Below are 19,098 nucleotides of genomic sequence, written 5' to 3' on the forward strand. Positions count from 1 at the left end.
GAACCGGCCCGGCCCCGTCCCGCGGCGGGGGCGGTGCGGCCGGTGCCGACCCGGCGGCCGCCCCCGACGGGGCCGCTCACTTCCGCCTCCCCCTGCGCGTCGCCCGCGTCCGCAGCTCCTCGTAGGCCGGGGCGTCGCCCGCGCGGACGCGGGCCCAGGCTCGGGCGAACAGTTCCGGCACCGGAAGCAGCGGGACCGCGCGCTGGTGCGGGGGCACCGGGTACAGGCCCTCCTTCCAGGTCTCCACCGGAAGCGCGGGCGACTTCAGATCGCGCCAGCCGCACGGCAGGAACAGCGTCCGCCCCGCGCGCGGCCTTTTCGCCTCGACCACCAGGTCCGTCGCGGCCAGCTCGGCGCGGGCCCTCTTCAGCCGGGCCGGGCGCCAGCCGGTCCAGCGGGCGCAGTTGCGGTCCGTCGGGTCGGGCAGGGCGAGCAACTGGAGGTAGAGCGCGGCCGCGTCCTCGCCCAGCCCGTGCGCCTCGGCCACCTCGGCGACCAGCGCGGGCACGCTGACGGCCGGGTCCTGCGCGTATCCGGCGGACGTCTCGGCACCGAAGGCGACCGCGCGGCCCAACTCCTCGCCGAGCAGCGTGCGTACGGCCTCCAGACCGCGTCCCCGGTACGGTCCGACCAGTCCCGCCAGCAGCCCGAACACGGCGTCGTCGGGGCCGTCGAGCCCGGCCGGCCGGATCAGGACCGTCTCCACGTCCTGGTACCAGGGGCGCAGCACGATCGCCTCGCCCACCCGGGTCAGGCCGTGCGCGTCGGCGCCGCCGGTCGCGGGCAGTCCGTACGCCTTGCGCAGCGCCGCCGCGGTCGGGGTGCCCTTCTCCGTCTGCTCGACGCCGAGGCCGAGTATCAGCTCCGGGTCGGTCAGCCGTCGGCGCACGGCGGCGAGTCCGGCCGGGAGCGCCGAGCGCAGCGGATGGCCGTGGGGCAGGCCGTAGGCGAGGGCGGCGAGCCCGTCGACCGCGTTCACCAGGTCGCGTCCGGACGGCACGGCCGCCGGGTCCGCGGGTACGAGGTTGCCGTCCTTGTCCGGCCGCAGGACCGTGGTGCGGCTCAGCCACGGGGTGCGGGACGGGTTGAGCACCTCCTCGGCGTCGCCGACGGGAAGCCCGGTCAGCTCGGTCCTGATGTCCTCGGGCACGCGGACCAGCGCGCCGAGCCGCTCGGCCCACACCCGGCCCGCCGCTTCCGTGTCCGGACCGGTCGTCCACAGGTCCGATGGGTCGCAGGGCAGCAGCGCGCCCAGCAGCGCGGTGCGGGCCTCGGTGCCGAGGCCGCGCAGCAGCGCGTCGCCCAACTCCCCCTGCCTGGACTTGAGCCCCATCACGGCCAGGCCCTCCGCCGCGAGGTCCTGCGGCTGCCCGGCGAGCAGGACGGCCGCCTGGACGGGGCCGAGCCCGCCGCCGGTCGCCGTCACCAGCGCCTCGGGTGCCCCGGCCGTCCAGGGCGCGGCGCCCTTCTCACGGACCAGGCGGACCAGGGCGGCCAGGTCCTCGGCGGCGATCGTCGTGTCGTACCGGACCTCGTGGTCCAGCGTGAAGTGGGCGACCGCGCCGAACGCGCCGCTCGGATCGTGGTCCAGTGCCAGCCAGCCGACGCGGTCCCGCTGGGTGTCGACGTTCTGGCAGCCGAGGATCACCACCGTGCGGCCGGCGCGGCGCAGCACCTGTCCGGCGCGCTGCTGCTTGTCGTGCGGTTCGCTGAGCACCATCTGCCGGAGGGTGCCGCCCGCTCCGGCGAGCGGCCCTTCGGCGAGGGCGTCGAACAGCAGGAGCAGCGGCTCCCGTTGGACGTCGGTCAGGGCGGGCGACGCGGCCCGGTAGGCCAGCGCGCGCAGCATGCCGAGGACCGGAGGCCACATCATGCCGATGCCCGGAACGGTGAACTCCTCGCTGTCCCAGCCGTCCGGGAGGGCGCCGAGCCGCTCGCGGCCGGGCAGCGGCCGGCCGTCGGCCGGGCGGCCGGACAGCACATGGTTCACCGACCGGATCTGGCGCAGCGCGTCCCACACCTCCCGCTGCCACCAGCCGTGCGGGACGCCGAGCCCGGAGACGGCCTGGTGCACGCTGTGGTCGTCACCGTGCTCGGGCCGGTAGTCGGCGAACATGCCCTCGGTCCGGTTGCGCGGCAGCCGCGGGCGTTCCTGCGCGGGACGGGCGAAGGCGGTCGCCGAGTCCGTGATCCGCAGGGTCGACCTGACCAGCGCGGCGACGCCGATGACCAGCCGCGCGTCGGTCAGCCCCGGCAGGGCGCCGGCCACGGTCCGCCGCAGCACGTGGTCCGCGCTCGGCACGGCGGCCCTGGCCTGCTCGTCGTCCCCCGCGCGGGCCAGCGCCTCCTGCCGTTCGCCCAGCGCCTCGGCGGCCTGCCGCAGCACCTCGGCGGTCTGTTCCTCGCTCACGGCGCGCAGCACGGCCGAGCCCTCGGGGTCGCGGGGGCGCAGCGCGTGCCAGAAGGGCAGCGGGGGCACGAACCGGGTGCCCGCGGCGAACTCCCCGCCCTGGCCCTGCGGCGTCACGCGCCCCAGCTCGCCAGGGCCGAAGCCGTCGCCGCCCAAGGACATCAGCCCGATGCCGCGGAACCTCTCCACGACGACCGGCTCGGCGCCGCCCGGCAGCCGCAGCGCGCCCACCGGGATGCCGTCCGGCTGGATGGCGGCCACCGGCACCGACACGGTCCGCCCGTCCGGCGTGCCCGCGGTCCGCACCTTGCCGTCACCCTCGCCCTGCGTGCGCACCCAGTGCCCGAGCACGGTGCCGTCGGTCCCGAACGGGCTGTCCTCCAGGCCCGGTCGGAGCGGCAGCACCTCGCAGCGCTCCGGCAGCAGCTCGGCGTCCTCACGGATGCCCGCGCGCAGCAGGGCGGGCAGGGAGGCGCGGCCGTGCGTGCCGGTGGCCGGGTCGTACTCCAGCCACACCGTCCGCCGGCCGTCCCGGCCCTGGCGCCAGTAGGTGCTGCCGTCGCCGAGGAGGCTCCGGGTGGGCGGCAGGACCTTGTCACCGGCGTACAGCGCCTTGCCACCGCTCGCGCGGCCGCCGTCGGGCATCGGGATGGAGGGGACGATCGACTCGTTCGCGTGCCACCAGGACGGCAGTTGCTCGCCGCCGAGTTCGAACACGTCGGCGGGCCGGGCCGACCAGTAGCCGTACTGCGTGCTGCCCTGCCGCCACATCACCAGCAACTCCCCGTCCACGTAGCGGAACCGGGGCCGTTGCCAGCGGTCCGGGTCCTGCGGCAGCCGCAGATCGTGGTCGAGGAGCACCTGGTCGGGGCCGACCACGATCGCCTTGTGGCCGCGCGTGACGATCAGCGCCGGCCACGCCTCGTACACGGCGATCGCGTCGTCGGAGCGGTTGCCGTTCCCCGGGGCGCGGGTCTGCGCGTCGAGGACGGCCATCGCCTCGTCCAGGGCGGGCCAGCCCAGTTCGTCCAGGATGCCGGCCCGCAGGGTGCGGGCGAGCAGCGGTGCCGTCGGGTGGTCGGCGACCCGGGCCACCGCCTCGGGGCTGACCTCGGGAGCGATCTTCCGGAAGGCACGCAGCCGGTCCAGCGCCCGGGCGGCCCCGGGCAGGCCCACCGCGTCCGTGAAGGCGTCGGCGGCCTCCTCCAGCCACTCCCGCAGCACGTCGGCGAGGACCGGGTGCACGGCGAGCGTGTTCAGCATCTCTTCGGAGCGGGCATGGCCGCCGATCGGGCCCAGAGCCGTGTGCAGCAGCCGCCGCAGCTGCCGGTCGGCCGCCACCGCGGCCAGGTCGCGCGCGCCCTCGCGGTTGTCGGTCAGCCAGTTGTCCAGCGGCAGGAACGTCCGCTCGCCGCTGCCCGGCATCGTGAGCGCGATGCCCTCGGTCAGGCACAGGTCGAGCAGGTCGAGGTCGGCGCCCGCGTGCCAGCCGCCCGCGAACAGGGCCACCGGGCGCCCGGCGGCGACCAGCCCCGGGGTCATCCGCTCGACCAGTGCGAGCGTGCCCGGCGAACGCAGCGAGTACGACCCGCCGTGCTTGCGGAAGGACGCCCAACGGCTCAGCCAGTCCGCCGGGTCCACCCCGTGTTCGGCGGCCGCCGCCGGCTCCGTGAGGAGCCGCTCGGCTCCCGTCTCCGCGAGCAGCGTCAGCCAGAACTCGTCGTCCTCGACCTCCCGGCCGAGCCCGGCCGGCATGATCTCCAGCAGCCGTGTCCGGGTCTGCGGCCGACGCTCCGCGAGGACCGGCAGCACCGCGCGGTACGCCGTCCAGAACGACCGGGGCGCGCGCACCGCGGCCGGGGACGCGAGCAAGTCGGCGACCAGCGCGCACTCCTCCGTCATCCGGTCCAGGCCCGCCGCCTTGATCAGCCCGCGCGCGTCCTGCGGCAGCGAGGCGTACGGCGGCATGCCGGCCGCGCAGCGCTCCACCGACAACTGCCGGAACTGCGCCCACGCCGCGGCCGGTTCGAGCCGCGCCGCGAGGTCCCTGACGTACTCCTTGAGCGCCTTGACGGTCAGCGCCCCGGCGAAGGCGAACTCCAGGAAGACCGCGCGCCGCCGCTCCTCGTCCACCGCCAGCGCGTGCACCCGCTCGGCCTCGCGGGCCTTGCCGAAGAACGCCGCCGCGTACGTGGTGTTCTCGTGCGCCAGGAAGACCCGCGCGGCCTGCTCGTAGAACGTCGGCAGGAAGTGCGGAACCGCGCGCCCCAGCCGCTCGCCCAGCGTCTCGAAGCCCTCCTTGGCGGTACCCGGACGGGACTTGGCCTGCCGGGCCAGCCGCTCGACGTCCTTCACCAGGGCGAGCGCGTGGTGCCCGTTCGCCGGGTCGTGGACCAGCGCCCAGGCCGGGAAGCCCAGCGTCTCCCGGCGCACCTGTCCGACCTCCGGCGCCTCGGGTTCCCGGGCCAGGCCCAGGAACTCCAGCGCCAGGTCCTCGGCCTCGCCCAGCGTGCCCGGCACCAGCCGGACCACCGCGCGCCCGTCCAGCGCGGGATGCGTGTACGTGCGCACCGTCAGACCGTCGGCGTCCTCGCGCGTGGTGCTGCCCGGCGGCAGTACGGCACCGGCGTCCAGCAGCGCGGTGACCGTGGTCTCGTCGTACGTCATGCCGCCCGCTCCTCGTCCTCGATGTCCCGCCCCGCGTACAGCGCCGCCGCCATGCGCATGCCCTCCGACCAGGCCACCGGCCCGACCTGACCGAGCCTCAGCACCCGGCCGCCGGGCTCCGACCAGGCCAGCGGACCGGTCTCGGTCTGCTCGTAGCCGTCGTAGTCGCCGATCCAGACGCGGGCCTCGACGGCGCGGCCGTCCTCCACCACGGGGCACACCGCGTAGCCCCCGCGCACGCGGTAGCCGAGCTGGGCGGTCCGGCCGTGCAGGAAGCGCAGCTGCTTGAAGACGCCGCCCGCGTACTCCTCGATCTGCGTCGCCTTGGTGTCGAGGGTGGCCGGGCGGTGCCAGACCTCGCGGAACAGCTGCTGGGCGCGCTGCTCGACGCCCAGCTCCACGGCGAACTCCCGCAGCTCCTCCAGGTCTTCGAGGAGCACGGGGTGCGGGATGCGGACCTGGTCGGGGGCGATGCGGACGGTGTCGCCGTCGAGGTCCACCAGGCCGAGGCCCCGCTCCGGGTCGGCGTCGCGCAGGAATCCGGCGACCGCTCCGCCGGCATCCGTGACGACGAGGTCGCGCAGCGCGGACTGCCAGGCGGGATCCGGCCATACGCGGGTGACGACGTCCAGCGGCACCGGCAGCGAGCGGACCATCCACCGCTCGGCATCGGCCAGGCACTGCTGCTCGTGCCGCTCCAGCCACTCGACGAGCTGCTTCAGACCGACGACCGCCGGATCATCCGCGATCTTCGGCGGCACCGACTTCAGGTGCCGCCCGGACGCGTTGCGGCACACCACCTTTTTGCCGTCGAGGGCGACCTCGTAGTCGCCTGCCGACACCCACCCCATACGTGCCTCCCCGCACCGCGTTGATCAAGTGACGGGAACTCTAGGGGTGACCACTGACAACGCCCTCCGACGGGCGGAGGGCGCTGGGGAGACGGCCGGGGACGAGGCGGACGGTCAGCCCCGGGCGGAGTCCGCGGACGTCTTGGCGGATTCCTTCTGCTGCTTCAGGTTCTTGATGCGGGCCGCTTCCTTGCGGACCTCGACCTGGGTGGCCTGCTCCTTCTGGAGCCACTCCGGCCGCTCCTGCCTGAGCGCCTCGATCTGCTCGGTGGTCAGCGCCTCGGTGACCCCGCCGCGCGCCAGACCGGCGATGGACACGCCGAGCTTCGCGGCGACCACCGGACGCGGGTGCGGACCGTTGCTCCGCAGCTCGCGCAGCCACTGCGGCGGATCGGCCTGGAGCTCGTTCAGCTCGGCACGCGAGACCACACCCTCCCGGAAAGAGGCGGGGGTGGCGGGGAGGTACACACCCAGCTTCTTCGCCGCGGTCGCGGGCTTCATCGTCTGGGTGCTCTGCTGCGACTTCATGGAGACAAGGGTATCGGCCGTGCGTGCGGGAGCCGACCACGAGCCGGGGCCCCGAGCGGGGATCGTGGCCGGTGACCGCGGGCGAGGCCGCGGCCGGTAACCTGGCCTGGTGACAGGCTCGGAGGAATCACCGTCGTTCCGGCTCGCGTACGTCCCTGGAGTGACGCCCGCCAAATGGGTGAAGGTCTGGCACGAACGCCTGCCCGACGTCCCGCTCACCCTCGTCCAGGCACCCGCCGCCGAGGCGCCGGACCTGCTGCGCGCGGGAGAGGCCGACGCGGGTCTCGTACGACTGCCCGTCGACCGTGACTTCTTCAGCGCGATCCCCCTCTACACCGAGACCAGCGTGGTCGTCGTCCCCAAGGACCACGTGATCACGGCCGCGGAGGAGGTCACCTTGGCCGACCTGGCCGACGAGGTGCTCTTCCACCCCCTGGACGACGTCTTCGACTGGGACCGGCCGCCCGGCGAACCCGCGTTCGAGCGGCCCGCGACGACGCCGGACGCGATCGAGCTGGTCGCCGCCAACGTCGGCCTCCTGGTCGTCCCGCAGTCCCTCGCCCGCCTCTACCACCGCCGCGACCTCACCTATCGCCCGGTCACCGACGCGCCCCGGTCCGGCGTCGCCCTGTCCTGGCCGCAGGAGGCCACCACCGACCTGGTCGAGGACTTCATCGGCATCGTCCGGGGCCGCACGGTGAACAGCACGCGGGGCCGGGCCGCGGCGGGGCGCGCGGACGGCCGTACGGCGGACGGTGGTGCGGCGGAGGGGCGTGCCGCCAAGCCGGGCGGCCGGTCCCAGGCCGACAGGAAGCCCCGGGGCGCCGGACAGTCCGGGGCCGGGCAGAAGCCCGCGGCCGCCAAGTCGTCGGGCGGCCGGGGCCAGCGCGCCCGCACCGGCGGGGCCAAGCCGGCGGCGAAGCGCGGGAAGCCGCGGCGGCGGTCGTGAACCGCCGGCCTCGGTAGCCGTCGGCTCCGGCTGCGGGAAACGCCACCTGGCCGGGCCGGCTCCACCAGGACACGGGCCGGGCCGCCGGGGCGCCCACCGGCCTCGGCCACCGACGTCGGACGGAACCTCCTCAGGCCGCCGGATCGCGTTCCTCCGGCCGTGCCACCCCGCCGCGCACCGTGCTCACCGGTTCGCCCTGCCGTTCCCGCAGGTCGGCCACCGCGAGCGCCAGGGCGAGGGCGATGATGCCGACGGCGGTCAGCAGGCCCAGCTGGAGGGCGACGGCGGGGCTGCCGTGGTTGGCCAGGTGGGCGAAGTACACCGCGCCCACGGCGGCGATCCCGGCCGCGGAGCCGATGCGCTGGGCCGTCACCAGGACCCCGCCCGCCGCCCCCGCGCGCCGCACGGGAACGCTCGCCAGGGTGAGCGTGGTGTTGGGGGAGATGGTGACGCCCGAGCCGAGGCCCGCGACGAGCAGGGGCAGCGCCGCGGCCCAGGCCACGCCCCGCCCCGGCACCAGCTGCACCGCCGCGATCACCGTGAGCAGGCCCAGCGCGACCACGGCGAGACCGGCGATCACCAGCTTGCGCCCGTGGCGCACGACGAGGCGGCCGCTCACCGCGGCGCCGATCGCCGAACCGCACGCGAACGGCAGGGAGGAGAACCCGGCCGCGAGCGCGGTGTAGCCCACGCCGTTCTGCAGGAACAGCGTGTAGACGAAGAAGAGCGTGGTGAAACCCGCGAAGTACACCAGGTTCAGCAGCACGCCGAGCGAGAAGGACCGCTGGGTGAACAGCCGCAGGTCCAGCAGCGGCGCCCGCCCCCACCAGCCCTGCCACCGCTCCCACGCCCAGAATCCCGCGAGCAGCAGCGCGGCCACCGGCAGCAGCGCCCACTTCATCCGGCCCGTCCACTGCTGCTCCTGCACCAGGGGCAGCATCAGCGCGAGCACGCCCGTGCCGAGGAGCAGCACACCGGGCAGGTCGATGCCCTCGCGCCGGCCGGTCGCGGGCGGGGTGCGCGGCAGCAGCCGCAGCGCCGCGCAGAAGGCGGCGACACCGATCGGCAGGTTGACGTAGAACACCCAGCGCCAGCCGTCGTCGGTGCCGAACAGATGGATCAGCAGTCCGCCGGCGGGCGGGCCGATCGCGGTCGACAGCCCGACGACGCTGCCCAGCATGCCGAACGCCCGTGCCCGCTCGGTGCCCCGGAACATCTGCTGGATCAGCCCCGTGGTCTGCGGTGCGAGGATGCCCGAGGCCACGCCCTGCGACAGCCGGAAGAACACCAGCCACCCGGCGTCGGACGCCAGCCCGCACGCCGCCGAGGCCACCGTGAACAGGGCGAGCCCGAACAGGAAGACCGTCCGCCGTCCACGCAGGTCCCCGAGTCGTCCGGCGGGCACGAGGGCGAGCCCGAAGGTGAGCGCGTAGCCCGAGACGACCCAGGACAGAGCGGCCGTGTCGGCGCCGAGGCCGCGTTCCATCGAGGGGAGGGCGACGTTCACGATCGAGCTGTCGAGCAGCGTCATGAAGCCCGCCGTCAGACAGACCCAGAGAGCCTGCCAGCGGCGCCGGTCGTCGGCCGGCCGGGCCGTGTCCATGGTCATGGGGCCACGCTAAGCAGCGGCGAGGCCACGAGCTGGTAAGAGAGGAACGCCCGGCGCGTCGGTGTATGTCCCCGTACGTGACTCAGACGTCCCGCGCGGTCTCCCGCAGCCACGCGTACGCCGACCGCGCCGTGAACTCCTCCTGCCCGCCGCGCAGCAGCAGACTCGCCGTCTCGAAGCCGGGGTCGTCGGCCTGGTCGGTGACGTAGGGGACGGCGATGCAGCGCATCCCGGCCGCGTGCGCCGCGGCCACGCCCGGTGCCGCATCCTCCAGGACCACGCAGTCGCCCGGATCCGCGCCGAGCCGCCGGGCGGCCTCCAGGAACGTGTCCGGTGCGGGCTTGCCGCGCGGGACGTCGACGGCCGAGACCGCCACCGGGACGAGGTCCCTCAGACCGGTGCCGGTCAGGACCGCTTCCATGGCCTCGGGAGTGGAACCCGAGGCCACCGCCGTCGGAACCCCCTGTGCGGTCAGCAGCTCCAGAAAGGCCCGCATCTCCGGGTAGACGCGCGTGCGGGCGCGGGCCAGTTCCAGATAGTGCCGGTCGGTCGCGGCCAGCAGGTCCGCGGCCGCGGCGCGCAGGCGGTAGCGCTCCCGCCAGAGCACGGCCGTCTCCCCGGTGCCGATGCCGACGTAGCTCTGGTGGTCCGCCCAGGTGTAGTCCGGCATGCCGTGCTCGGCCAGGGCCCGCCGGCTCGCCTCGTAGTAGTTCGGCTCGCTGTCCACCAGCGTTCCGTCGAGATCGAAGACGACCGCGAGGGCGCCGAGATCGCTCATGAGCCCAGCATGCCCGGGTCAGCCGTGGGCGGCGCGGCCCACCGACTCCACCAGGGGGCCCAGCCGGTAGGGGACGCGCTCGCGCAGCGCCACCTCGGTGCGGGTGCGCACCACGCCGGGCAGGCTGATCAGCTTCTGGATGACGTCCTCCAGATGGGCGTTGTCCCGGCCCACCACCCGTGCGAGCAGATCCCCGCCGCCCGTGATCGAGAAGGCCTCCACGATCTCCGGAACGTCCGCCAGCGCGTCCCCGACGTCGTCCAGGTGGCCCTGGGTGACCTCGATGTGCACGAACGCCAGCACCGGATGGTCCAGCGCGGCGGGGGACAGGGAGGGGCCGCTGCCCGTGATCACGCCGTCCCGCTCCATGCGGTCCAGGCGCGCCTGGAGCGTGCCGCGGGCGATGCCGAGGATGCGGGCGTACTCGCGCACGCTGGTGCGCGGCTGCTCCAGGAGCAGTCGCAGGATGCGGGTGTCGAGTTCGTCCACGGCCATGATGTACGACTGTACCAATGGCCCAGTGCTGGTACGGACCAGTCCCTCGCTCGACCTGCGCCGTTGGTTCCTTCCGCTGTCGCCTGAGCAGGATGGTGATGGGCCATTGGCCCAGCGAATCGGGCGTCACTTGAGCCAGTGCGGTCGAGGATGCTCTTATGGGCATGTCGATGGCGCTGCGGATCCCCGCGGCGCCTTTTGTTTTCCGCTTTTCCTTGGTGTTCCAAGGTGTCCGTGGGGAGGGCAGCAGTGCTGAAGAAGGTGTTCGTGGCTCCGGACCCGGGGCTGGCGCGGTTGCGCTGGGCGTCGCGGGCCGTCCTCGGCATCGCGCTCGCCGTGGCGGTCTGCCTGCTCGTCGGGCACTCCGTCGTCGGCGCGGTCACCGGCGGTCTCGCCGCGCTGCTCGCCCTGTTCACCGTGGCCGACCCCACCGTCCGGGGACAGGCGGCCACCACCGCGCTGCTGCCGGCCGCGGGCCTGCCGGTGCTCGCCGCCGCGGCCGCGCTGCACCCGTACCCGGTCGCGCGGGACCTGGCGTTCCTCGCCGTCGTCGGCGGCGGGGTGTACGCGCGCCGCTGGGGGCCGCGGGGGCACAGCCTCGGCGTGTTCGCCTTCATGATGTTCTTCACCGCCCAGTTCCTGCACGCCACCCCCGACCGGCTGCCCGAGCTGACCGTCGCCGTGCTGCTGTCGGTGCTCAGCGCGGCCGTCGTCCGCTTCGGCCTCTGGTGCTACGAGCGCGGGCTGCCCCCGGCCGCCGCCCCCGCCCAGCCCGCCACCGGCTCGGGGCTCGCCCGGGTGACGACGCGGCAGGCGGTGCAGGCGATCGCGGGCGCGGGCTTCGCGCTGGTCGTGGGCGAGCTGGTGTCCGGTCAGCGGTGGTACTGGGCGGTCGGCGCCACCTGGTGGGTCTTTGTCAACACCACCTCGCGCGGCGAGACGCTGGTACGGAGCTTCCGGCGGGTCCTCGGCACGCTGATCGGCGTCGGCCTGGGCTTCCTCGTCGCCGTTCCGCTGCACGGCGCGCCCGTGCCGACGGCCGTGCTGCTCGCGGTCGCCGTCTTCGGCATCTTCTACTCCGCGGCCGTCTCCTACACCTGGATGATGCTCTGGGTGACGGTCCTCGCCGAACTGCTCTACGGCCTCCTCGGCGTCCTCACCCCCGGACTGCTGGCGCTGCGGCTCGGCGAGACCGCGGTGGGCGCGCTCGGCGCCGTGCTCGCGGTGCTGCTCCTGCTGCCGGTCACCACGCACGCCACGACGGACGCGTGGATCCAGCGGGCCCTGCGCTGTGTGCACGCCTGCACGGCGGAGGCGGCGGAGCGGCTCGCGGGTTGCCCCGCGGCCGATCCCGCGCCGCGGGTGGCCGAGCTGGAGCAGTTGCTCGGCCGTGTGCGGCTGTCCGTGGCGCCGCTGGTGCATCCGCTGAACCCGCTGCCGGCCCGCAAGCGGCGGGCGCGCCGGGTGCTGGCGCTGCTCGACGACTGCGCCCGCGAGATCAGGGGCCTGGTCGCCGTCGCGGCGGACCCGGAGGCCTCGCACGACGCGCGACTGGCGGCGGCGTGCCGGCGGGTGGAGTCGGCGGTCGAGGCACTGACGAGCGGCTCCGCCGAGCCGGCGGTCACCGCCGCCGAGTCCCCGGTGTCGCCCGCGCTGGCCCATGTGCATGGCCTTGAGCACGCGCTCGCCGCCCTGGCGGAGCCGCTGCGGGCGCCGTCGGGGTCGCGGTTGGTCGGGGCGTGATGCCCGGCGGCCGGAGGATACGCGGAGGTTCGACGGGCTGGCGCGAGAGGACGCGGAGGTTCGGGGGAGGGGCTGACGGGAGAGTACGCGGAGGTTCGGGGGAGGGGCTGACGGGAGAGTACGCGGACTTTCGGGGGGCCGGCGGGGGAGTCGCGGACGCGGGTTCGTGGCGCTGGTCGCGTGGTTCCCGGTTCCCGGTTCCCGTGCCCCCGGGGACCTGAGCTGCCGTCGGCTGCCAGGCCACCCGGCCGGTCCGCGCCCGGCGGATACCGCAAGCGGGGTGAAGAACTCCCGCCCCACGCCGTCCTCTTGGTCTAGACCGGAGCCGGTCGCCTGCTACGGTCGGGCCCTGACGGGGTCAAGCGAGAGGGGACAGCGGTGGCGCAGGGTGGCGGCAGGCGGCGGGCGTTCATCGGTTCGTTCACGGCGGCGGGCGGGCCGGGGCTGGTGACGGCGGAGGTCGCGGCACAGGGCGGCGCGCTCAGCCTCGTGGCGGCCGTCAACGACGTACCGGACCCCTCCTACCTGGCCCTCTCCCCGGACGGCGGCATGCTGTACGCGGTGAGCGAGACCGCCGAGGGCGCCGTCGCCGCCTACCGGGTCGACGGCGGCCGCCCGGAACTCGCCGGACCGCCCGTGCCGGTGGACGGCAGCGGGCCCACCCACCTGAGCCTGTACGCCGGGCACGTGCTCACCGCCAACTACGGCTGCGGCAGCGTCACCGCCGTACCGCTGCGCCCGGACGGCACCCTCGCCGCGAAACCGTCCGGTCGGCTCCAGCACACCGGCTCCGGCCCGCACGACCGCCGGCAGCGCGGCCCGCACGCCCACCAGGTGCAGCCGGACCCGAGCGGCCGCTGGGCGGTGAGCGTCGACCTCGGCACCGACTCGGTGCGGGTGTGCACCCTGGAGGCCGGCGCCCCGGCGCTGCACCGCGAGTGCGCGCTGCGGCCCGGCTCGGGGCCCCGTCACCTGGCCTTCCACCCTGACGGGGAACGCGCCTACGTCGTCAACGAACTCACCCCCACGGTCACCGTGTGCCGCTGGGACGCGTCCGCCGGCTCCCTGAAGCCGCTCACCGAGGTTCCCCTGCTGCCGGGCGCCCCGGCCGGTGACGCCTATCCCTCGGGGATCGTGGCCGCCCCCGACGGCCGCTTCGTCTGGGCGGCGACCCGGGGGGAGGACGTCCTGTCGGTGCTCGCCGTCGAGGCGGACGGCCTGCGGCCCCTCGGCACCGTGCCGTGCGGCGGCCACTGGCCCCGCGCCCTGGCCGAGCGGGACGGCTACCTCTACGTGGCCAACGAGCGCTCCGGCGACATCAGCTGGTTCGCCGTGGACGAGGCGTCGGGAACGCCGTGCTACGACGGCTCGGTGCAGGTCGCCGCCGCCTCCTGCGTCGTCTTCGGGTGAACCCGCCTCGGCGCGACGAAGGGCCCGCCCCCCGAGGGGAGCGGGCCCTGTTCCGTTCGTCGGGCTTGGGTCAGCGGACCGGGGTGCCCTGCGCCTGCTGCGGCGCGATGCCGAGGGCCGTCGTGTACTTGGCGAGGGCCAGCTTGCCGATCGCCGGGTAGGCGCCCAGCGGCTCGGCCACGGCGCAGCCGGCCTCCTCGGCGGCGGCCGCGAGCAGTGCCGCGTCGATCTCGGGGCCGACCAGGTACGGCGCGAGGGCCAGCTGCTGCGAGCCGGAGGAACGCAGCTGCTCCGCGACGGAGGCGATGGAACCCTCCTGGTCCAGCGCCGCCGCCATCACCGGCACGGCCAGGCGGGCCGCGAGCAGCATGCCGGTGATCCCGGCCGCCTGCACGGCCTCCTCGCCGCCCACGGAGGCCAGGATGATGCCGTCGGCGGCCGTGGCCACGGTGAACAGCCGGGCACGGTCGGCGCGGGCGAGACCCGCCTCCGACAGCCGGACGTGCAGCGCCTCGGCGAGCAACGGGTGCGGGCCGAGGACGTCGGTCAGCTCGGCGGGGACGCGGCTGTCGTTCAACGACTGCCGGACCTGGCGCAGCAGCGCGCTGTCCGGACCGGCCAGCAGCGGGACGACCACGGCGACCGGGCCGTCGGGCTCCCGCACGCCCTCGACCCCGGCGGCGACGGCCTGCTCATAGCGGGCCGTGCGCTCCTCGGCGGCGTGCGCCAGCACCGAGCGCAGCGAGGGGAACTCGGCGTCGTCGCCGTCCAGGTAGCCGATCCTGGCGTCCAGGCCGGGCAGCTCGGAACGGGCGATGCTCACGACCTCCTCGGCGAGGCCGCGCGTGGCGACGCTGGGCACACCGGGCACCGCGAGGACGAGCGCGGGCGCGCCCTCGGGAGCCACCAGCGGTTCGGGCCGGCGGTGCCGTCCGGGCTGGCGGGGTCGCGGCATTCGTACTGGCAGGCCGGACTCGGGTCCAGTGGAGGAGCTCATGGCGCCGCATGTTACTGGTTTCCCGGATGCTCCTGTTCGGGGAGGGTGCGGGTGAGTGGTATCCGTCCGGTTTTGTCTTATCGCGTACGAGGGGCGTCGACGATGTGAAGCATCGTCGGTTCACCCGGCAGCGTGAGCCGTCCGTCCGCCAACTCGGCCGCGATCCGCACCGCGCCGTGCAACGGGTCGCCCTCGGGCGGCACCCGCCGGGCATGCGGCAGCCGACGCGCCAACTCCTCGGCCAGCGGTACGAGCAGGGGGTCGCCCATCCTGGACAGGCCACCGGTGAGCGCCACTTCGGGTTCCCCTTCCGCCGGGCACACGGCCGCGGCGGAATCGGCCATGTGCCGCGCCGCCGATCGCAGGATGCCCGCCGAGATCGGGTCATGTGCGGCACATCCGGCGACCCGGGGCGCGAACGAGGCCAGTACGGCGGCCCGGTCGGTCCGTGGATAGAGCCGGCCGGGCAGCTCGCGCACCGGCCCGAACTGTTCCTCCGCGCGGTTCAGCAGCGCGGACGAGCCGCCCTCGCGGCCGTCGTGGGCGCGCAGTGCCGCCTCCAGGCCCGCCCGGCCGATCCACGCGCCGCCGCCGCAGTCGCCCAGCAGGTGCCCCCAGCCGTCGGCCCGCCGCCACCCGGTGAGATCGGTGCCGATCGCGATCAGCCCGGTGCCCGCCGCGAGCACCGCGCCCGGTCGCGAACCGAGGGCGCCGGCATACGCGGTGACGGCGTCGGCGGCGAGCGCGACCCGTCGTACGCCCAGTTCCCGGGCGAGCGCGTCCGGCAGTTCGGCCCGCAGGGCGTCGCCCAGGGAGGCGAACCCGGCGGCGCCGACGACGGCCGCGGCCAGCTCGCCCAGCCCCGCCTCGGCCGCCAACTCCCTCGCCAGCGGGACGAGCTGAGCCGTCAAGTGGGCCGGGTCGATGCCCCGCGCGCCGGTGCGGACCGGCTCCCGGGTCTCCCGCTGCGCGACGGGTGCCCGGCCCGGCACGCCGACGGCGACCCGGAGGCCGGAACCGCCCGAGTCCACGGCGAGGTACCCGGCGACGGTCACGGCAGACGCCAGTCCACGGGCTGTCCGCCCTGCTGGATCAGCAGATCGTTGGCCCGGCTGAAGGGACGCGAGCCGAAGAACCCGCGGTCGGCCGACATCGGCGAGGGGTGCGAGGACTCCACCGCCGGCAGGCTCCCCAGCAGCGGGCGCAGATTGCGGGCGTCCCGGCCCCACAGGATCGACACCAGCGGCTTGCCGCGCGCCGCCAGCGCCCGGATCGCCTGCTCGGTGACCTCTTCCCAGCCCTTGCCGCGATGGGCGCCCGGACTGCGCGGCGCGGTGGTCAGCGCCCTGTTGAGCAGCAGGACCCCCTGCTGGGTCCAGGGGGTGAGGTCACCGTTGGACGGCTGGGGCAGCCCCAGGTCGTTGCCCAGCTCGCGGTAGATGTTGATCAGGCTCGGCGGCAGCGGCCGCACCTCGGGGGCGACCGAGAACGACAGGCCCACCGCGTGTCCCGGGGTGGGATAGGGGTCCTGACCGACGATCAGGACCCTTACCTCGTCGAAGGGTTGCTGGAAGGCCCGCAGGACGTTGCTCCCGGCCGGGAGGTAGGTGCGTCCCGCGGCGATCTCCGCGCGCAGGAAGTCGCCCATCTGGGCGATCCTGCCGGCCACGGGCTCCAGGGCCTTCGCCCAGCCCGGTTCGACGATTTCATGCAAGGGTCGTGGTGCCACGGGCGTCACCCTACTGCCGTACGGCGGTCGATGATCAACCGATGGCCGGATCCCGGCCGCACGCCCCTCGCCCCCGGCCCACCGGAACCCCCTTCTCCCGGTGTCACCGCGCCCCCGCCCCTCCGTCTCGTTCCTCAGCCGACCACCGCGGCGCGCACGCACAGCACGTCCGGCAGGTGCGCCGCCACCTGCTGCCAGCTGTCGCCGTCGTCGGCCGAGGCGAACACCTCTCCGTTGCGGTTGCCGAAGTACACGCCCGCAGGGTCGGCGTCGTCCGTGCACAGGGCGTCCCGCAGCACCGTGCCGTAGTGGTCCCCGGCCGGCAGGCCCCGGGACAGCGGCTCCCAGGACCTGCCCGCGTCGGCCGTGCGGAAGACGCGGCAGCGGCGGTCGGCGGGTACCCGGTCGCTGTCCGCGTTGATCGGGAAGACGTACGCCGTGTCCCCGCGGTGCGGGTGGGCGGCGACCGCGAAGCCGAAGGTGGACGGCAGGTCCGCGCCGATGTCGCTCCAGTGCGCGCCCGCGTCGTCGCTCCGGTACACCCCCCAGTGGTTCTGCAGGTACAGCCGGTCCGGCGCGACCGCGTCCCGGGCGACCTTGTGCACGCACTGGCCGAACTCCGGGTTCGGGTCCGGCAGGAACACCGCGGACACCCCGGAGTTGGACGGCTTCCAGCTCGCCCCGCCGTCGGCGCTGCGGAACACGCCGGCCGTGGAGACGGCCACCGTCAGCGCCGCCTTGTCGCGCGCGTCCGTGAGCACCGTGTGCAGCCCCTCACCGCCGCCGCCCGGCACCCAGCGGGAACGGGTGGGGTGCTCCCACAGCGGGCGCACCAGCTCGAAGCTCTCGCCGCGGTCCACCGAGCGGTACAGCGCGGCCGGTTGCGTGCCCGCGTACACCACGTCGGGCTCGGCGGCGGCCGGGTGCAGCTGCCACACGCGCTCCAGGGAAGCGCCGGTGTCCTTGGGGAACCTGACGGCCGGCCGGGGCGGTTCCGTCCAGGTGCGGCCGAGGTCGTCGGAGTGGAACACCGACGGCCCCCAGTGGGCGCTGTCGCCGCCCGCGAGCAGCCGGGGCCGCGGTGCCCGGGTGTCGACGGCGACCGAATACACCGCCTGCGCGTTGAAGTACGGGTTCTCGTCGAACTCCCACGGGCCATGTCCCCGCCGCCGTCCGATGAACAGGCCCTTACGGGTGCCCACCGCCAGCAGTACCTCGGTCATGCCGATCACCTCCGGGGCGCCTTTGCCCGGGTAGCCGTCAGATACCGGCCAGTCTGCACCCCGCCACCGACAGTCTCCCCTGGAGCGGCCGTCGCACCAGCTCGGATCGGGTGTCGCGGGTCTTCGGCGGGGAGTCGCCGGTCGCGTTCCCCGATGCGCCTGCGCGAGGCGGCCCTCCCGTGCGAACGTCGGGGGACTGCTTGTCATGAGCAGCGGAACGATCCCTCCCGCACGGAGGGCGGTCCGGCCGGTCGGCGCGGTCGCGAGGAGGATGCCCTTGACGGCGTTCCGAAGTCCGAAGGTGTGGTTCTGGCGGTGGCGGCGCAATCCGCTCAAGCGCCGGGCGGACGTGGTGGAGGGGTGGGTGGTGCTCGGCGTCTGGCTGCTGACCCTGCTGGCCGGGGTGCTCGCCGGACTCACGGCGGCCCGGTCGGTGGCCCACGGACTGGCCCGCGAGCGTGCCGACTGGCATCCGGTCGTCGCGCATGTCGTCGCCGAGGTCCCGGACGTGTCCCCCGAGCGCCGGCACATATCCGACGGCGGGCGGGTCTGGGCCGAGGTGCGCTGGACGGTGGCCGACGGTTCCGTGCACACCGGACGGGTCCGGGTGGTGCCCGGCGGCGAGGCCGGCGCCAGGGTCGCGGTGTGGACCGATTCCCGGGGTCACCTCGTCGGCAGCCCCGTCACGTCCGGCCAGGCGGCCTTCCGGGCCGCGCTCGTCGGCGCCCTGGCGGGACTCGGCGCCGCGATCGTCCCCTTCGCCGGCGGGCTGCTGCTGCGCGCCCGGCTGGAGCGCCGCCGCATGAGCGCCTGGGACGCGGAGTGGGCCCGGCTGGGCCCGCAGTGGGGGCGCATGGTCTGACCGGCGGCAGACGGTCGACGCGTCGACTCCCCCTGGGTTGTGTTCCACGGTCGGTCACGAACTGGTCACGTTCCCGCGGGTGACGCAACTTCATGGGATCTTCACCGGTCACACACGTGCCATTCACAGAAGAGCCTCAGGGGGACACATGAGTCAGCAGTACCCGCAGCAGCCCGGCGGAGACGTCCCGCCGCAGCCGGTATGGGGCGCGCCTCAGCAGGGCTGGGGTGCTCCGCCGCCACCCCCGCCGCCGCCCCCGCTGCCGCCGAAGAAGTCGAGCACCGGGAAGATCCTCGGCTTCGGCTGCCTCGGCATCGTCGCGCTCGTCGTCGTGATCGGCGTCATCGCGGCCGTGGCGGGTGGCGGCGGAAAGAGGGAGATCGACAAGGCCGACCCCGGCAGGAGCGCCGCGCCGAGCGCCACGTCGTCGTCGGAACCGGGCAAGTCCGAGCCCGCGGGTGAGCACGCGCCCGTGGAGATCACCGCGAAGAGGACCTCCTTCACCAAGAGCATCCTCGCCGAGGGCGACGCCTACACCAGCGTGTCCGTCACCATCCGCAACAACAGCGGCAAGAAGGTCAGCGTCAACCCGCTCTACTTCACCGTCACGGACACCGGCGGCACCAAGCACACGGACGAACTGGGTGTCGACGAGAAGCAGATCGAGACCGTGGATCTGTCGCCGGGCGAGAACATCTCGGGCACGGTGACCGGCAAGGGGAGGTTCACGCCCAAGTACGTGACGTTCACCGAGGACCTGTTCGGCGATCCGATTCGGGTGGACGTCAAGTGAGGTCGGCGCGCCGGTAGTTCGTCGTCGGCCGGGCGCTCGGCGGACCCGCCGGGA

Annotated in this window: 15 protein-coding genes; 5 read left to right on the forward strand and 10 right to left on the reverse strand. The window is 74.8% G+C overall.

The window, feature by feature from the left end; genetic code table 11:
• Positions 1-76: 76 nt before the first annotated feature.
• The 3 genes from QSK45_RS17345 to QSK45_RS17355 form a co-directional block, all read right to left on the reverse strand.
• Positions 77-5,077 carry a hypothetical protein gene (locus tag QSK45_RS17345; protein ID WP_285557821.1) on the reverse strand — a complete coding sequence of 1,667 codons (5,001 nt, stop codon included), beginning with the start codon at positions 5,075-5,077 and terminating at the stop codon, positions 77-79.
• Complete coding sequence (locus QSK45_RS17350; RefSeq protein WP_285557823.1) at positions 5,074-5,928, reverse strand: DUF4132 domain-containing protein; 855 nt, start codon at positions 5,926-5,928, stop codon at positions 5,074-5,076. The genes QSK45_RS17345 and QSK45_RS17350 overlap by 4 nt, the downstream gene beginning before the upstream one ends.
• Positions 5,929-6,042: 114 nt before the next feature.
• Positions 6,043-6,456, reverse strand: a complete 414-nt coding sequence (locus QSK45_RS17355; RefSeq protein ID WP_285557825.1) for a DUF5997 family protein — start codon at positions 6,454-6,456, stop codon at positions 6,043-6,045.
• Between the two features lie 109 nt (positions 6,457-6,565).
• Here QSK45_RS17355 and QSK45_RS17360 point away from each other — a divergent pair, with 109 nt between their 5' ends.
• A complete protein-coding gene (locus QSK45_RS17360; protein ID WP_285557826.1) occupies positions 6,566-7,405 on the forward strand; it encodes a LysR family substrate-binding domain-containing protein in 840 nt (279 codons plus the stop codon).
• Between the two features lie 130 nt (positions 7,406-7,535).
• Here the strand turns inward: QSK45_RS17360 and QSK45_RS17365 are convergent, their stop codons facing one another.
• The 3 genes from QSK45_RS17365 to QSK45_RS17375 form a co-directional block, all read right to left on the reverse strand.
• Positions 7,536-9,014 carry an MFS transporter gene (locus QSK45_RS17365; protein ID WP_285557828.1) on the reverse strand — a complete coding sequence of 493 codons (1,479 nt, stop codon included), beginning with the start codon at positions 9,012-9,014 and terminating at the stop codon, positions 7,536-7,538.
• Between the two features lie 82 nt (positions 9,015-9,096).
• Positions 9,097-9,792: an HAD family hydrolase gene (locus QSK45_RS17370; protein WP_285557830.1), complete on the reverse strand. Its 696-nt coding sequence runs from the start codon at positions 9,790-9,792 to the stop codon at positions 9,097-9,099.
• Positions 9,793-9,810: 18 nt separating this feature from the next.
• Positions 9,811-10,287: an Lrp/AsnC family transcriptional regulator gene (locus QSK45_RS17375; protein ID WP_285557832.1), complete on the reverse strand. Its 477-nt coding sequence runs from the start codon at positions 10,285-10,287 to the stop codon at positions 9,811-9,813.
• Positions 10,288-10,536: 249 nt separating this feature from the next.
• On the opposite strand from QSK45_RS17375, the gene QSK45_RS17380 reads away from it, so the two are divergent.
• Both QSK45_RS17380 and QSK45_RS17385 read left to right on the forward strand, forming a co-directional pair.
• On the forward strand, positions 10,537-12,030 hold the full coding sequence (locus QSK45_RS17380; protein WP_285558280.1) for an FUSC family protein: 1,494 nt from the start codon (positions 10,537-10,539) through the stop codon (positions 12,028-12,030).
• Between the two features lie 378 nt (positions 12,031-12,408).
• On the forward strand, positions 12,409-13,440 hold the full coding sequence (locus QSK45_RS17385) for a lactonase family protein (protein ID WP_285557835.1): 1,032 nt from the start codon (positions 12,409-12,411) through the stop codon (positions 13,438-13,440).
• Positions 13,441-13,510: 70 nt separating this feature from the next.
• Here the strand turns inward: QSK45_RS17385 and QSK45_RS17390 are convergent, their stop codons facing one another.
• The 4 genes from QSK45_RS17390 to QSK45_RS17405 all read right to left on the reverse strand — a co-directional run bounded on the left by QSK45_RS17390 (position 13,511) and on the right by QSK45_RS17405 (position 17,389).
• Positions 13,511-14,437 carry a sirohydrochlorin chelatase gene (locus tag QSK45_RS17390; protein ID WP_285557836.1) on the reverse strand — a complete coding sequence of 309 codons (927 nt, stop codon included), beginning with the start codon at positions 14,435-14,437 and terminating at the stop codon, positions 13,511-13,513.
• A 77-nt stretch (positions 14,438-14,514) separates the two neighbouring features.
• Positions 14,515-15,492 (reverse strand): N-acetylglucosamine kinase, encoded by a 978-nt coding sequence (locus QSK45_RS17395; RefSeq protein WP_285557838.1) that lies wholly within the window; start codon positions 15,490-15,492, stop codon positions 14,515-14,517.
• Entirely contained in the window at positions 15,489-16,166 is a 678-nt protein-coding gene (locus QSK45_RS17400; protein WP_285557839.1) for a uracil-DNA glycosylase, read from the reverse strand. Before QSK45_RS17400 ends, QSK45_RS17395 begins: the two co-directional genes overlap by 4 nt.
• Positions 16,167-16,300: 134 nt before the next feature.
• Complete coding sequence (locus tag QSK45_RS17405) at positions 16,301-17,389, reverse strand: WD40/YVTN/BNR-like repeat-containing protein (protein WP_285557840.1); 1,089 nt, start codon at positions 17,387-17,389, stop codon at positions 16,301-16,303.
• A 271-nt stretch (positions 17,390-17,660) separates the two neighbouring features.
• Here QSK45_RS17405 and QSK45_RS17410 point away from each other — a divergent pair, with 271 nt between their 5' ends.
• Positions 17,661-18,251: an Rv1733c family protein gene (locus QSK45_RS17410; RefSeq protein WP_285557842.1), complete on the forward strand. Its 591-nt coding sequence runs from the start codon at positions 17,661-17,663 to the stop codon at positions 18,249-18,251.
• Between the two features lie 148 nt (positions 18,252-18,399).
• Positions 18,400-19,044 (forward strand): DUF4352 domain-containing protein, encoded by a 645-nt coding sequence (locus QSK45_RS17415; protein WP_285557844.1) that lies wholly within the window; start codon positions 18,400-18,402, stop codon positions 19,042-19,044.
• The last annotated feature ends 54 nt before the right edge of the window (positions 19,045-19,098 follow it).

This window comes from Streptomyces hygroscopicus subsp. hygroscopicus, assembly GCF_030269125.1.
GTDB lineage: Bacteria > Actinomycetota > Actinomycetes > Streptomycetales > Streptomycetaceae > Streptomyces > Streptomyces hygroscopicus_C.

Excerpts from the sequence above, each read along its gene's own strand:
- QSK45_RS17375 (WP_285557832.1), bottom strand. The coding sequence starts at position 10,287 with ATGGCCGTGGACGAACTCGACACCCGCATCCTGCGACTGCTCCTGGAG.
- QSK45_RS17370 (WP_285557830.1), bottom strand. The coding sequence starts at position 9,792 with ATGAGCGATCTCGGCGCCCTCGCGGTCGTCTTCGATCTCGACGGAACG.
- QSK45_RS17355 (WP_285557825.1), bottom strand. The coding sequence starts at position 6,456 with ATGAAGTCGCAGCAGAGCACCCAGACGATGAAGCCCGCGACCGCGGCG.
- QSK45_RS17415 (WP_285557844.1), top strand. The coding sequence starts at position 18,400 with ATGAGTCAGCAGTACCCGCAGCAGCCCGGCGGAGACGTCCCGCCGCAG.
- QSK45_RS17390 (WP_285557836.1), bottom strand. The coding sequence starts at position 14,437 with ATGAGCTCCTCCACTGGACCCGAGTCCGGCCTGCCAGTACGAATGCCG.
- QSK45_RS17345 (WP_285557821.1), bottom strand. The coding sequence starts at position 5,077 with ATGACGTACGACGAGACCACGGTCACCGCGCTGCTGGACGCCGGTGCC.
- QSK45_RS17350 (WP_285557823.1), bottom strand. The coding sequence starts at position 5,928 with ATGGGGTGGGTGTCGGCAGGCGACTACGAGGTCGCCCTCGACGGCAAA.
- QSK45_RS17365 (WP_285557828.1), bottom strand. The coding sequence starts at position 9,014 with ATGACCATGGACACGGCCCGGCCGGCCGACGACCGGCGCCGCTGGCAG.
- QSK45_RS17405 (WP_285557840.1), bottom strand. The coding sequence starts at position 17,389 with ATGACCGAGGTACTGCTGGCGGTGGGCACCCGTAAGGGCCTGTTCATC.
- QSK45_RS17410 (WP_285557842.1), top strand. The coding sequence starts at position 17,661 with ATGCCCTTGACGGCGTTCCGAAGTCCGAAGGTGTGGTTCTGGCGGTGG.